This window comes from Photobacterium aquae, assembly GCF_001029445.1.
GTDB classification, from domain to species: domain Bacteria; phylum Pseudomonadota; class Gammaproteobacteria; order Enterobacterales; family Vibrionaceae; genus Photobacterium; species Photobacterium aquae.
Genome location: NZ_LDOT01000016.1, coordinates 37,930 through 50,703 on the forward strand (window position 1 = coordinate 37,930; position 12,774 = coordinate 50,703).

The window sequence follows — 12,774 nt, forward strand, 5'->3', positions numbered from 1 at the left end:
ATTCTTATTTACCTTGCTCTCTTGCTTTGTTAAATTGATAAGGCTCTAAGTTACTGGGCGCTAAGTTCAAAAAGTTCTAGGTTGATGAGGTTCAATTGTATTGAACTTGATATTTGAGGATGGGTTGTGGACGCAAAGAAAGCCCTAAAAAAGCTCAAGAAGAAATTGAAGCCAGAAAGCCATGTGAGTCATCAGGCTTTGGCGGGTCTCAAAAAGAAAGCCCCTGCAAATAGCTGGTTAGGCGAAGAGCTGAAAGGTGAAGTGAAGCAGATCTCTCAAGATACACTTCGTAGTGTAGCATCAGAACTTGCCACACCGTTGAACCCTTTATTTTCATGGTTCAATGATGGTTATTCTGGCTCGGGTTTATCTCTATCATCAATAACCGCCTCCCCACATGCTCACAAAAGCGATTCCCAACCGGCAGCACCGACGATCAGTCGTATCACGCAGCAATCGTTAGCACTAGCTAAGTTGCCACTTAAATCGCCAGCGTGTAAACGTTGCCCGGCTTTATCTGGCGGGCTGTGTAAATGTGCAGTGAAGAAATTTGGATTAAAAGCAGCATGAAACAAGCCGGTTTATCCGGCTTGTTGTGTCTCTGAATGATTGGCAATTTATGGTCTATAGGCTGAGTAACAATCGGCTGACCGATGGGCCAGCAAGTCGTTTCAATGCCATTACAGCCATTCCTCTTGCAAACGTTTTGGTTCCCTTTGCGACAGCATTCTCAATGAATGTTGGTTTGCTATTTTCGCGCAGCCAGTGATGGCTTTCCACGGTTTCGAGGATATCTTCAGCGCTAATTTGGGTGTTATCAAACGAAATAGCAACAGATCCTGCGTATTTTTTGTGCTTGATATCGGAAATTGCATCAATTTCTTTCAGCTGGCTAATAAGTTGCTCGACATCTTCATAGTGATCGCGAATATAGTCAGAGCGAATACGTAAGCGTTTGTGTGTTTGATGAATGTAAGTGTTCATGAAATTGCCAATACAGATGAAAACTATTACTATTCGCGACTCTAGCATTCATCTTGATACAGCGCAAAGAAAACTCGATTACTAATGTCACCTTTTTGATCTTATGATAGGGTTTCGGCTCACAATAAAAAGATAAAATGATGAAAAAACATATAGATACCGCAATGAAGTTGCGCCGTATGGTAGGGATTGCCCACCATATTCCAGGAAGGGTCAGACTTAAATACAAATTAGGAATAATTGCCCACCTTGCCAGCTTCAATAAGCAGGATATTGAACAATATTTAGCTGACATCCCAGCATTGAAAAACTACAAGCTAAATAGTGCGACCGGCAGTATTGTTATCGAGTACGACGCGGCGATGATCAATCCTGCGGTAATCGAAGCACTGTTTTCGGATTCGGACAGCGACGCTGAGCAGGCCTGTATGGTGCTTGGGCGCTGTATCGATGTAAATGGAGTGTTGTAATGAGCGACAAACAAAACGAAAAAGATATGGAGTGGCCATATGGCAACCCGAGTGAGTGGGCAAGTCAGTTTGCTCAGGAGCAAGGCATCCCTCCACAGGGTATGCCGCCTCAGGGTATGCCACCTTATGGCCAGATGGATGCCCAGGTGCATCCGGGGATGATCCCGCCGCATCTTCATCCTTATTACTTTCCACATCATCATCCTTATTTTCATGGTAACCCAGCGATGGCACATGCAGCGATGGGGATGCCTGCTTGTGGTATTCCGCCTCAGCCAGCAGCGGCGATGAATCATGGGATGCCTCCTCATGTCCATCCGCATATGTGGGCGGCTCATATGGCGATGATGGCTCAGGGAATGGTGCCTCCGGGTACACCGCAACAGCAGGGCGAGCAATCACAGCAAGCCCCAAACACGGATGACGCATTAGATCCGATGTTCGAGCAGGCTCAAGCCATGCTTGAAGGCGCATTGGGTGAAGATGCAGGTATGTTTAAGCAAATTTTAGGAACAATGGGTATGAACGATAAAGAGTTTTGGAAAGGTGCAGTAGTCGGTGCGGCGGCGGCGTTGGTATTGAGCAATGAAAATGTTCGTAAGGGCTTGATGGGCCTTGTGAGCAATGCAGGTAGCATGCTCAAGTCTGGCGGTGAGACCGTGAAAGAGACGGCTGTGCAAACGGCGTCTTCTGTAAAGCAGGGTGTATCTACAGGTGGTGAGATTTTCCGCGATACATACGGTGCCGGCAAGGAAGGCTTTAAAGAGTCGCTAGATCGCCATCGTACTCAGCCTGAGTTTGACCAAGATGAGACTGACGTAGAGGAAATGCGTCATGATCTATCTCAGCGTCCAACCGGCGAGTAAGAGCGATGAGTAATTCTTCCAATCAATTACACCCGGCAAGCAGAGCAATGCTGGTGGGGGCGATTGTGGGGGGAACGGCTTCTGCGGCCAGTCAGTGGCAATCACACAAGAAGGGCGATATTGATACCAACCAAATGGTAGCCAGTGTCGCTCGTGATTCTCTAAAAGCCGGATTAGTCAGTGGGGCGACCACTTATGTTGCCGATAAAATGGCAGGGCGCCCGATTCTCTCTATGCTCACCATACTCAGTGCTAGTGCTGCTGGCCTGTACCTTCTTGATAATATTACGGATAAAACAAACCATGAATAATAAATATCCATATTACGGTTACCCATACCATATGCCTCATCATGTAAACCCTCAGGTTCAGGGACAAGTGCAGGAATCGGCGTATAAGAAAAAGAATACCAAAACACATTTTTTGATGGGGGCTGTAGCCGGTGCTGCCGTAGCCTATTTGCTGACCAATAAAACATTCCAGCAGGGTGTTGCAACAACGGGTGAAAAAGCGTGGTCGACGGTTCGCGGTGAGGTTGAAGAGCTGAAAGAACGTCTAGAAGATACCCAGGCTGAGCTTGAATATTACCGTAACCTGCATAAAGGTGAGGAATGATTGAGTTACAAGTTCGTCACCATTTTCCCGGGCGTATTCGTTTCAAGGCCATGTGCCTGAAACACTTCCCGGGGATTGGAGATTGGGTTAAGCAAAGCCTGATGGCGATACAGGGCATAACAGAAGTACGGGTTAACGAGCCTGCCTGTACTGTCGTGATCCAGTATGATACCGATGTGATAAGCCATAAGGCGATAAAGTCACGTTTGGCTGAGATGGATCTCGATAGCGGTGAGCGGGCCGATAGCGAGCATATCTATACCCGTGGTGATGTAGCCCTGAATGTGATTGGCACCTTGGCTGCTGCAATGCTGCCCCAACGTTGGGCGGCATTGTCAACTGCGACCCTGATCGCCCCGACACTTTTTGCCGGATTGGATGATCTTCGTCAGCGTGAGGTGTCAGTTGAAGTCCTTGATGCTATTGCGATTGGTCTATCGGCGTGGCGGGGTGATTACCGTACCGCGATGATGACCCAGAGCTTGGTTAGTCTTGGCGAGTATATGGAGCACCAAACCAGCCGCAGTAGTGATCAACTGCTGGCTGAGCTGATGCAGCCAAAAGACTGTGTCGTGTGGAAAGTAACGCAGAGCGGGCAGGAGCAGGTTTGTTCCAGCACGCTGCAAGTTGGCGATATCATTGCGTTGATGCCGGGTGATGCGATACCGATTGACGGTGTGGTAGAAAGCGGCACAGCATTGATCAACCAATCTGCACTGACAGGCGAAAGTGTGCCGGTGCGGCGTGAAGTTGGTGCATTCGTATACTCTGGCACGTCAGTGCATGATGGCGGTATCAAGGTTCGCGTAGAAAAAGTGGGTAGTGAGGCAACGACTGCCAAAATTGCCTCTTTGATCTACGAGTCGCTGAGTGAGAAGAGTGAAACCCAGCAGGTCACGCAGGAGATGGCAAAACGCAGGGTGAAAATCACCTTGGGCATCGGTGCCGCGGTGTTTGCTCTGACCCAAGATGTGAATCGTGTCGCATCTGTTTTCTTGGTTGACTACTCCTGTGCCTTGAAACTCAGCACCCCCGTAACATTCAAATCGATTATGTTCCGTGCCGCGCAACAGGGCATTTTGCTCAAGGGCGGTAGTGCCATTGAGAAACTGGTTAAAGTGGATACCTGCGTATTCGACAAAACCGGTACCCTGACGCATGGCGATATGGAAGTGACCGATGTGGTCACCTTCTGCAGTGAAAATACGGCAAGGGATGTATTGGCTATTGCGGCGTCTGTCGAAGAGCACAGCAGCCACCCATTGTCGCAAGCGGTTGTTTCTGCGGCAGCAAATAATGCCCTGCCTCATATTGATCACGGTGAGGTCGAATATGTGATTGCACACGGGTTGCGCAGCACATTGGATGGTCATTGCTTGGTGATGGGAAGCCGTCATTTCCTTGAGTCTCATGAGGGTGTTGATTTTGCATGCGCCGAACAAAAAATTCGTGAATACGAAGAGAAAGGTCGCCATCTGATTTACATTTCCTATGACCATCGCCTGATTGGCATGATCGGCCTGCGGGATCACCTACGTGAAGACGTTATGGCAACGCTCGCTGAACTTCGTGCATCGGGGATCTCTGAACTGGTCATGATATCGGGTGACAGTGCCTTTAAAGCCAACATGCTTGGTGATGAGCTTAAGTTGGATCGGGTTTTTGCCGAGGCCACACCCGAGAGCAAGTCACAGATCATTGAGTCGTTGAAGCAGCAAGGCAAGACGGTGATGTTTGTTGGTGATGGGGTCAATGATGCCCCGGCATTGACAAAAGCGGATGTGGGTGTAGCTATGTGCAATGGTACAGAGCTTGCCCGTCAGGCCGCCGATGTTGTTCTGTTACGCGATCAACTATACGGTGTCGCGCAAGCTCGTCAGCTGGCGAATATTGCGATGTCGATGGTAAACAGCAATATCAAGCTTGCTGAATACATTAACAGCGGCATTATGCTGGCGGCCGCGTTGGGCTGGTTGAATCCGGCAGCGAGTGCCATTCTCCACAATGGTACCACCTTGTCGATTCTTGCCCGTTCCCTTGCGGTTAGGCACGGATAACAAGTGTCAACGTATGACTGAAAAGAAGCCGAGAGTGATCTCGGCTTTTTTATGTGCGCTGTACCCACAGTGGCTTGATTATTGTAGGCTAATATGGATATATCCATCCAACTGTAGGGATACAATGATGAAAGTTATCGCTTTTGCAGCTTCAAGCAGTACAACATCAATTAACAAGCAGCTTGTTACTTATGCCGTATCGCATTTGCCAAATGCCGAAGTAGAAGTACTCGATCTGAACGATTTTGAATTGCCTTTGTTCAGTGAAGACAAAGAAAAAGTGCTGGGACAGCCTGAGTTGGCTAAAGCGTTCTTGAAGAAAATTCATGATGCGGATGCTGTTGTGATCTCTTTTGCCGAGCATAATGGGTCGTACTCGGTCGCTTATAAGAACTTATTTGACTGGTGTTCGCGTATTAACCCTAAAGTGTATTTGAACAAATCGGTTGTTTTGCTGGCAACGTCGCCGGGCCCTGGTGGGGCAAAGAATGTGTTGGCGGCGGCTAGCGGGTCAATGCCATTTTTTGGCGCTGAAGTGAAGGCTATGGTATCGATACCGAACTTTTATGAGAATTTTGATCAAGAGCGTCAGGTTTTGAGTCATCCTGAATTCAACAGCGAAGTCATGTCGGCGGTCAGTTTGCTGGTTGTTTGAGGGAGCAAAAGATCAACGAGAAGCTCAGATCCTGCTCCCATCAGAAGGGGGAGAATATCTCTTACTTATGAAAAAAGCCGCATTGCGCGGCTTTTGTGTTTGAAGGGGATTAAACCGGGCTGGGTTCCAAAATTGTTTTGTGGATCGAGCGGCTTTTTGAGCGCAGATCTTTAAGGAATATCGGCAAGACCACGCTGGCTAGAACGATATTGGACAGCGGAACCGATAGCCAAACCCCGTCTACACCTAGCCACTGCGGCAAGAAGTATAGGAAAGGTAACTGGATGAGCATGTTGCCAACGGAGATAGCCAGCGCCTTACCAGCTTGGTTGACTGACATAAAGTATACCGATGCCAGCGCAAGGAAACCGTCCAAGAACATGGCAAACAGGTGCAGTCTCATACCATTGACCGTTTCATGAGCCAGCAGGGGATCGCCTTTGCTGAATAGAGCGACAAGTTGAACGGGGAACAGATTGAGGATAGCAACGGCAACAATGCCGCTTAAGAGTACAATCTTAGCCGCCAGCTTGACGATGATGGTGATTTTCTGGCCCTCTCTCGCGCCATAGTAATAGCTCACAGGTGGCTGCATACCACTGGCGATACCTTCAGCAAGCAGGTAGTACATGGTCATCAGATAGCCGACAATGGCAAATGCGCCAACGTGAATCGCATTGCCGTAGGCCATGAAGAGTTTGTTGTGCAGCGCGACGACAAAGCTAAAATAGGCATACATGAAAAGGCCAGAGCTTCCCAGCGAAATAACTTTGACTCCCAGCCTCGGTGAGAGAACGAAGCTGTTAATGCCCAGTCGCAGTGATGAAAAGCGGCTGAAGAAGTAGCCGAGTGCTGTGATTGTAATTGCGATCTGGGCGATGACAGTTGCCATTGCAGCACCTTTTAGTCCCATTCCAAAATGACCGATGAACAGATAATCAAGAATGATATTAAGTACGGCGCCAGCTGCCATCAGTAAGGTTGCCAGATTCGGGCTATCATCGTTGCGTACCAGCATCGGCATTGCCCCAGCGGCAATGGTGAATACGGCACCCCACGAAAAGACCTGAATATATTCCAGTCCCATTGTCAGTGGTTTGCCCGTTGCACCTTGCATCGTAAGAAAGAGCGGCGCAAGATAGTGAAGAACAAGATAGAGTAACGCGCCAGCAGCGACCATCAAGGCCACCGCGGTTGACAGTGTGTGTTTGGCGAGGGATTCGTTGCCTTCGCCACGGTAAATAGAAATCAGGCTCCCGGCTCCCATACCGATGAGGATACCGATACCGGCAATGATGCCAATAGCCGGCCATGCCATATTGATCCCGGCAAGTCCTTCATAGCCAATGAAGTGACCGACAAAAATACCGTCGATCACTTGATAGAGGCCGTTGACTAGCATGGCGACTACAGAGGGAATGGCATAACGCCAGAATGTGCGCCTGATGTCTTTTTTATTGTATTCGGTTTCGACTTGCATCGTGTTCTCAATATATTGTGTTATTGCCCCTAATTATCCTCTTTTTTTAGATTGGTTTAAGCTAGAATCTATCCGGTTTTCGGATAGATTGGGTCTCTGGCCATTCGCTACAGAAGGTGAGTGAGCCCACGATGAGGTGAAAAATGCATTGGACATTGGATCAGTTAGAGGCGTTTGTTTGTGCAGCTCAGCAAGGGTCCTTTTCGGCGGCGGCCCGTAAAATGGGCAAAGCCCAATCACGGGTAAGTACGGCGATCAGCAATTTGGAGTTAGATTTGGGGTTCGAGCTGTTTGACCGGACCTCGCGTCAGCCCGTATTGACGGCTGCTGGCGAGGATATGCTAGTGGAGGCAAGGGCTGTATTGGCCCAGTGCCAACGGATGCAGTCGAGGGCGATGACGGTGGCACAAGGAGAGGAGGCCACTATAGTTATCGCCATTGATGAAGCTGTACCCTTAATGGCATTTGAGATGATGTTCGTGACCTTGTCTGAACTTTATCCCAATTTGAAACTGACGATTTTTAATGGTTCGCAACAGGATATCGCCCAATGGGTAGCGAGCGGCAAGGCTGATTTCGGAGTGCTTTTCCATCAGCATACCTTGCTTGAAGATCTTGAGTTTACATCTGTCGGTAAATTTAAGTATTGCCTGATTGTGTCTCGTAAACACCCATTGGCCCAAATTCCTGCTCCGACAGTCAATGATTTGTCGCAGCATCGCCAGTTGGTGATCCGTGACCGAATGGGATTAGGGCAGGCCAAGCCGTTATCATCGAATTACTGGCATATTGATAGCTATTACATGATATCGGCAATGGCGACCCGGGGCATAGGTTGGGCGCTGGTACCAGAACATGTTGCCAAGGAAGAATGGTACGTGAATGATGTGGTTGAGTTATCGACAGAGGAAATTCCGGATCCCTTGATGGTCGAAATAGGGATCGTGAAGCGTCGTGACAAGGGATGCGGTAAAGTAATGCAGTGGATGTACGAGGAATTGGAAAAGATATTTGATGTCGCGCCTTGATAGGCACTTCGTACTCACTGAGCGTTTAAATAGGTCATAGAACAAGAGAAATAAAAAGATGACGAATAATTTTAGCTGTAGCGGAGATAATGCCGAAGCAGCTCTTAAAGATACGTTGCCATTGGTATTGGCCGGTCCGATAATTCGCCGGGCAACGGCGGATTCGTTGACAATATGGCTGGCAGTAAGCAAACCTCTGAACGGATATTTCGAAGTCTGGGTAGAGAATGAAGGTTACGGTAAGCAGACGTTGCTCAAGGTCGACTTGGCGATGGGGCAGCATATTCAGGTTGGTCGCCATGCATGGATTTACCAGCTGACGGCCTCTCACTCTTGCCCGATAGACACGCCACTGAATTACGATGTTGTTACCCAGCAGGGCAGCCTTACGGCATTGATGCCGTATTTGTGTTATCCGGGGCAATCACACCTTAATATCGTGATTCGCACAAAGGCCGATTATGTGATGCACGGCTCGTGTCGCAATCCTCATTATCCGAGCAAAGACAGTTTGGTTGCCGCAGATAACAAGGTTGCCGGTCAGGCATATCACGAGCGACCGTCTTTGCTGATGATGAGCGGTGATCAGATTTATGCTGACCATGTTGCCGGTCCGATGCTGGATGCTATCCAGCAGGTTATTGACCTATTGGGGTTGTACGGCGAACAGTTTGATGATGCCCCCGTGGCAGATTCTGAAGCCCTATATCAGCATGCCGATAACTTCTATTATCGAGACAAGCTGCTACCGCATTATATGGAAGGTGGCGAAGAGGTTATTGAGCAATTTCCGAAATTTGCCGCATGGCTTCGTCGTCGCTCACCGGTTTTCAGCTCGCGAGAGTCGGGCAACCACCTGATCACGTTCGCTGAGTTTATGGCGATGTATATTATGGTTTGGTCGCCGTCGTTGTGGGAGATTGTCGATTCCGGACGTTTGGCGAAGCAGCACTTTCGTGTGGCAGGGAGGGCTATTGAACCCACCTGGCAGCAGCGTTGGGCAGAAGAGAAAATTGAAATCGACAATTTTGTCGCGGGTCTGCCACAGGTACAACGCCTGATGGCGCATATTCCTACCTACATGATTTTCGATGATCACGATATTACCGATGACTGGAACCTGACGGTGGGTTGGGAACGGGCTGCTTACGGCAATCCTTTTTCTCGCAGGATCATCGGTAACGGTTTGATTGCTTACTGGCTATGTCAGGGGTGGGGTAATGCCCCCGAGCATTTTGGCGATGAATTCCACCATAAAGCGTCGACATTTTTCAGTGATCCGCAATCAGCGACGCAAGATGATTTTATTGATTATCTCTACCGTTTCGAGCAGTGGCACTACACGATACCGACCACGCCAAAAATGGTGGTGCTGGATACCCGAACCCGGCGCTGGCGTTCGGAATCCAAGATGAACAAGCCATCTGGGCTGATGGACTGGGAAGCCCTGATGGAGTTCCAGCATGAGTTGCTGCATGAGCCTGCCGTGATCATTGTTTCGGCGGCGCCTATGTTTGGGGTTAAGTTTATTGAAACCCTGCAAAAAATGATGACTTGGCTCGGCCAGCCGCTCTTGATTGATGCTGAGAACTGGATGGCCCATCCCGGTTCGGCCAATACATTGATCAGTATATTTACCCATACCAAAACACCGACGAACTTCGTCATTCTGTCGGGTGATGTGCATTACTCATTTGCGTATGACGTCAAGCTGCGAGTGCGTAAGTGCAAGCCGAATATCTTCCAGATAACCTCCAGCGGCATCAAAAATGAGTTTCCTAATGGATTGCTGCGCGTTTGCGATTTTATGGACCGGATTCTATATAGCCCGCGTTCGCCGCTTAACTGGCTGACTAAGCGTAAACGATTGAAGATTCTCAAGCGCGATCCGGATTTGCTGAATAATCATCGCTTGGTGAACCGTAGTGCAATTGGTGAGGTAAGACTCGATCCTGATGGGCGTCCAATGGAGATTGCGATCCTCACTGCTGAAGGAGATCGCGTATCGTTTCCAGCTGCATGACCTATAGTAAAAAGGATGTGTCTGTTTTTAGGGGAAATGATAATGTCGGTAAGGAAAAATGGAATTATTACGGCTGCTTTAACCTCGCTGGTGGGGGGGATGATGCTGGCGAGTATGCCCGTGTGGGCTGGGTGGAAGTTGGATAATCAGCAGTCGAGTATCCATTTTGCGTCGGTTAAAAACGATTCGGTTTTCGAGCAGCACGGGTTTCGTAATCTCAGCGGTTCGATTGAAGATAGCGGCAAGGTATCTTTGAGTATCGATCTAAATAGTGTAGATACTCAGATCCAAATTCGTGATGAGCGAATGAAAAAAGAATTGTTTGATACGAAGAGTTATCCCATCACTCAAGTTTCTGCAGCCATTGATACGGCGATGCTGGAAAAAATAGCAGCAGGCAAAACATCGACCACCACGGTTGAGTTTGAGTTGGATTTGCATGGCAAAAAACAGCCGCTCAAGGCTGAAGTGCAGGTAACAGGGTTGGATAATGGCGGGCTATTGGTGACAACGGTAGAGCCGGTTGTAATTACCGCCGATGCGTTTGGGCTGGCTGATGGGGTGAACAAGCTCAAGGATATTGCCAAGCTTAATTCCATTTTGATGAGTGTTCCGGTGAGCGCCAATTTGGTGTTTGTCTCCGAATAACCGTGTTATTTTGAGCCTATAGATGAAAAACAGCCCCTATCAAAGGGGCTGTTTTTTGAGATGTTGTTCTGACAACAGGTTAAGAATATGTTTGATAAAGAAAAAATCGTAAAATTGGCGAATACCAAGATGCCGTATGGCAAGTATGCAGGCAGGGTGATTATTGATTTGCCGGAAGAGTATTTGTTGTGGTTCGCCAAAAAAGGATTCCCAGAAGGTGAGTTGGGTATGCTGATGGCTTTGGCCTTGGAGATGCAGATTGAAGGGCTGGAATCGGTGATTCGCCCGCTAAGGCGTGATTGATTACGTAAATGTTAATGTAACACTGTGTTACCCCTTTTATGCTGGGTAACTAATTGGTTAGTATCACTTTTCGTGTTTTACCGATTACCGAAGAGGCATGGATGCTCCCTCAGCCCCACCTTGTATATATTCAGGTTCACCAGAACCGTTTCCGTGTGTATTGGCCCGTTGAAGACAAACAGTATGGGGTTGAATCTGGCGCGCCGTTCTCCTCCTCGCACTTGGCCGTGGGTAATATCGATGTTGCTGCAAAACAGCTAAAGCAAGCGATAGATCATGGTGTTCCGGCGAGTATTTTCCGTAAACCAATCATCGCTGTGATCCAGCAATGCCATTTTTCTGATGAACCGCTTACCGAGGTTGAAAAGGTGGTTCTTATTGAACTGTCGCGTGCTGCGGGCGCGCAGCAGGTTTATGTTTGGCAGCAAGAGCCTTTAACCCAAGAGCAGCTATTGGCCAAGAGATATTTTCAATGAGTGGGAGAGTGGCTAAGCGGCTGGCGAAAAGAATCGTAAAGGGTTCAGTTTGGTGCGTGAAGATAGTCAGCATACTTGCCGCTTGCTGGGTAGTGTTTTTTTTCGTTCCACCATATTTAGTGACCGCTGAATATTATGAGGAACCTACTTTCTTTACTCAGTTTCACCATCACTCGGTAGTGAGAGGGCAGCTTCCGGTGGTGATTGAACGCCAAGGCGTGCCAATGTTGATGATGTGGCGTGATTATCGCGATGCGCCTCAAAATTATTCGCCTTGGATTTTGGCCGAGAAGGAAACCTTGGGGTTCAGTGCGGATGATGGTAACCAAGGTCATGTTGAGGTTTCCCGAGAAAACCATCGATATTATGTTCATTATTTTAATTTAGATTATGAATTTTGGTCTGAATATCGCGTAGATAACACGCATCTCTCCGGCGGGCAGATTGTACCGTTGCATTTTCGCCTGCAAGGTCCGTTTATTATGATGCCGATAATCCTTTTGCTTCTTGTTCTTTATTGCGTGGGTAAGATATGCCGCGTGCTATTTTGGAGAAATTCATGGACGTGATTTTTGTACGACACGGTGAGCCTGACTATTCGCTGGCTGACCAACGGGCGATGAGCCAACTGGAAAAGGACTATTCGCCATTAGCACGCGATGCTGTTGATAAAGTGACGGCATTGTCAGAACAGCGCATTTTCCGTGGGGCGCAATTGATAGTGTCATCCCCTTATACCCGTGCGCTGCAAACGGCGGAAATACTAAATCGTCGTCTGGGGTTGGATTTGTATGTAGAGCATGATTTGCGAGAGTGGCGAGCTGATCTGGCTGGTGGGTATATTCCTCTTGAAGAGCGGGACAGACGTTGGAAGGAGTATCGCCATTTTCTGCAATTTGGTATGACGGCTGACAATCCAGCTTACGAAACAAGCGATATGCTAAGGGCTCGCGCCGAAGAGGTGCTGTCACGTTATCAGTATGCAGAGAAGATCATTGTTGTGTCGCATTTTAATGTGTTTGAAAGCCTTCAGGGCTACCAAGATAGGGAAGGGCTGCGCTGTGCGAATTATCGCTGTTTTGAGTTTGTACCGTCGTGGAGTTCGGACTGTGAGGGAATGTACGAGACAAGAGGTAAGAAGCCAGCACGGTGCTGGCTTCTTGAGAGAT

General features: G+C 48.4%; 15 protein-coding genes and 1 pseudogene. 14 read left to right on the plus strand and 2 right to left on the minus strand.

The window, feature by feature from the left end; all coding sequences use genetic code 11:
* The first annotated feature begins 126 nt into the window (after nt 1-126).
* Entirely contained in the window at nt 127-570 is a 444-nt protein-coding gene (locus ABT56_RS12935; RefSeq protein ID WP_047879304.1) for a hypothetical protein, read from the plus strand.
* A 54-nt stretch (nt 571-624) separates the two neighbouring features.
* On the opposite strand, the gene ABT56_RS12940 is transcribed toward ABT56_RS12935, so the two are convergent.
* A complete protein-coding gene (locus ABT56_RS12940) occupies nt 625-984 on the minus strand; it encodes an HMA2 domain-containing protein (RefSeq protein ID WP_047879305.1) in 360 nt (119 codons plus the stop codon).
* Between the two features lie 140 nt (nt 985-1,124).
* On the opposite strand from ABT56_RS12940, the gene ABT56_RS12945 reads away from it, so the two are divergent.
* The 6 genes from ABT56_RS12945 to ABT56_RS12970 all read left to right on the plus strand — a co-directional run bounded on the left by ABT56_RS12945 (nt 1,125) and on the right by ABT56_RS12970 (nt 5,647).
* Nucleotides 1,125-1,454, plus strand: a complete 330-nt coding sequence (locus ABT56_RS12945; RefSeq protein WP_205626085.1) for an HMA2 domain-containing protein — start codon at nt 1,125-1,127, stop codon at nt 1,452-1,454.
* The gene (locus ABT56_RS24505) at nt 1,454-2,320 is read left to right on the plus strand and encodes a hypothetical protein (protein ID WP_084722267.1); all 867 of its coding nucleotides are present in this window, start codon (nt 1,454-1,456) and stop codon (nt 2,318-2,320) included. Before ABT56_RS12945 ends, ABT56_RS24505 begins: the two co-directional genes overlap by 1 nt.
* A gap of 5 nt (nt 2,321-2,325) precedes the next feature.
* On the plus strand, nt 2,326-2,631 hold the full coding sequence (locus ABT56_RS12955) for a magnetosome protein MamC family protein (protein WP_047879306.1): 306 nt from the start codon (nt 2,326-2,328) through the stop codon (nt 2,629-2,631).
* The gene (locus ABT56_RS12960; protein WP_047879307.1) at nt 2,624-2,935 is read left to right on the plus strand and encodes a hypothetical protein; all 312 of its coding nucleotides are present in this window, start codon (nt 2,624-2,626) and stop codon (nt 2,933-2,935) included. The genes ABT56_RS12955 and ABT56_RS12960 overlap by 8 nt, the downstream gene beginning before the upstream one ends.
* Complete coding sequence (locus tag ABT56_RS12965) at nt 2,932-4,992, plus strand: heavy metal translocating P-type ATPase (protein ID WP_047879308.1); 2,061 nt, start codon at nt 2,932-2,934, stop codon at nt 4,990-4,992. Before ABT56_RS12960 ends, ABT56_RS12965 begins: the two co-directional genes overlap by 4 nt.
* 127 nt (nt 4,993-5,119) lie before the next feature.
* Nucleotides 5,120-5,647, plus strand: coding sequence for an NADPH-dependent FMN reductase (locus ABT56_RS12970; RefSeq protein WP_047879309.1), 528 nt, complete (start codon nt 5,120-5,122; stop codon nt 5,645-5,647).
* 109 nt (nt 5,648-5,756) lie between these two features.
* Here ABT56_RS12970 and ABT56_RS12975 read toward each other — a convergent pair whose 3' ends face one another.
* A complete protein-coding gene (locus ABT56_RS12975; RefSeq protein WP_047879310.1) occupies nt 5,757-7,127 on the minus strand; it encodes an MATE family efflux transporter in 1,371 nt (456 codons plus the stop codon).
* A gap of 143 nt (nt 7,128-7,270) precedes the next feature.
* Between ABT56_RS12975 and ABT56_RS12980 the strand changes: the two genes are divergently transcribed.
* The 7 genes and pseudogenes from ABT56_RS12980 to ABT56_RS13010 all read left to right on the plus strand — a co-directional run.
* A complete protein-coding gene (locus ABT56_RS12980) occupies nt 7,271-8,155 on the plus strand; it encodes a LysR family transcriptional regulator (protein ID WP_047879311.1) in 885 nt (294 codons plus the stop codon).
* Nucleotides 8,156-8,213: 58 nt separating this feature from the next.
* Complete coding sequence (locus ABT56_RS12985) at nt 8,214-10,178, plus strand: alkaline phosphatase D family protein (RefSeq protein ID WP_047879312.1); 1,965 nt, start codon at nt 8,214-8,216, stop codon at nt 10,176-10,178.
* 42 nt (nt 10,179-10,220) lie between these two features.
* Nucleotides 10,221-10,826 (plus strand): YceI family protein, encoded by a 606-nt coding sequence (locus ABT56_RS12990; RefSeq protein ID WP_047879313.1) that lies wholly within the window; start codon nt 10,221-10,223, stop codon nt 10,824-10,826.
* Nucleotides 10,827-10,913: 87 nt separating this feature from the next.
* A complete protein-coding gene (locus ABT56_RS12995) occupies nt 10,914-11,129 on the plus strand; it encodes a DUF3820 family protein (protein ID WP_047879314.1) in 216 nt (71 codons plus the stop codon).
* 101 nt (nt 11,130-11,230) lie between these two features.
* Nucleotides 11,231-11,605: a hypothetical protein gene (locus ABT56_RS13000; protein ID WP_047879315.1), complete on the plus strand. Its 375-nt coding sequence runs from the start codon at nt 11,231-11,233 to the stop codon at nt 11,603-11,605.
* Nucleotides 11,606-11,613: 8 nt separating this feature from the next.
* Complete coding sequence (locus ABT56_RS13005) at nt 11,614-12,174, plus strand: hypothetical protein (protein WP_157037851.1); 561 nt, start codon at nt 11,614-11,616, stop codon at nt 12,172-12,174.
* Nucleotides 12,165-12,692: pseudogene (locus tag ABT56_RS13010) on the plus strand (histidine phosphatase family protein); the annotation flags it as partial. The gene ABT56_RS13005 and the pseudogene ABT56_RS13010, both read left to right, overlap by 10 nt.
* Nucleotides 12,693-12,774 lie beyond the last annotated feature (82 nt).

Bases quoted from the DNA above. Each gene is read 5' to 3' on its own strand.
- ABT56_RS12940 (WP_047879305.1), bottom strand. From the start codon at position 984: ATGAACACTTACATTCATCAAACACACAAACGCTTACGTATTCGCTCT.
- ABT56_RS12945 (WP_205626085.1), top strand. From the start codon at position 1,125: ATGAAAAAACATATAGATACCGCAATGAAGTTGCGCCGTATGGTAGGG.
- ABT56_RS24505 (WP_084722267.1), top strand. From the start codon at position 1,454: ATGAGCGACAAACAAAACGAAAAAGATATGGAGTGGCCATATGGCAAC.
- ABT56_RS12955 (WP_047879306.1), top strand. From the start codon at position 2,326: ATGAGTAATTCTTCCAATCAATTACACCCGGCAAGCAGAGCAATGCTG.
- ABT56_RS12960 (WP_047879307.1), top strand. From the start codon at position 2,624: ATGAATAATAAATATCCATATTACGGTTACCCATACCATATGCCTCAT.
- ABT56_RS12965 (WP_047879308.1), top strand. From the start codon at position 2,932: ATGATTGAGTTACAAGTTCGTCACCATTTTCCCGGGCGTATTCGTTTC.
- ABT56_RS12970 (WP_047879309.1), top strand. From the start codon at position 5,120: ATGAAAGTTATCGCTTTTGCAGCTTCAAGCAGTACAACATCAATTAAC.
- ABT56_RS12975 (WP_047879310.1), bottom strand. From the start codon at position 7,127: ATGCAAGTCGAAACCGAATACAATAAAAAAGACATCAGGCGCACATTC.
- ABT56_RS12980 (WP_047879311.1), top strand. From the start codon at position 7,271: ATGCATTGGACATTGGATCAGTTAGAGGCGTTTGTTTGTGCAGCTCAG.
- ABT56_RS12985 (WP_047879312.1), top strand. From the start codon at position 8,214: ATGACGAATAATTTTAGCTGTAGCGGAGATAATGCCGAAGCAGCTCTT.
- ABT56_RS12990 (WP_047879313.1), top strand. From the start codon at position 10,221: ATGTCGGTAAGGAAAAATGGAATTATTACGGCTGCTTTAACCTCGCTG.
- ABT56_RS12995 (WP_047879314.1), top strand. From the start codon at position 10,914: ATGTTTGATAAAGAAAAAATCGTAAAATTGGCGAATACCAAGATGCCG.
- ABT56_RS13000 (WP_047879315.1), top strand. From the start codon at position 11,231: ATGCTCCCTCAGCCCCACCTTGTATATATTCAGGTTCACCAGAACCGT.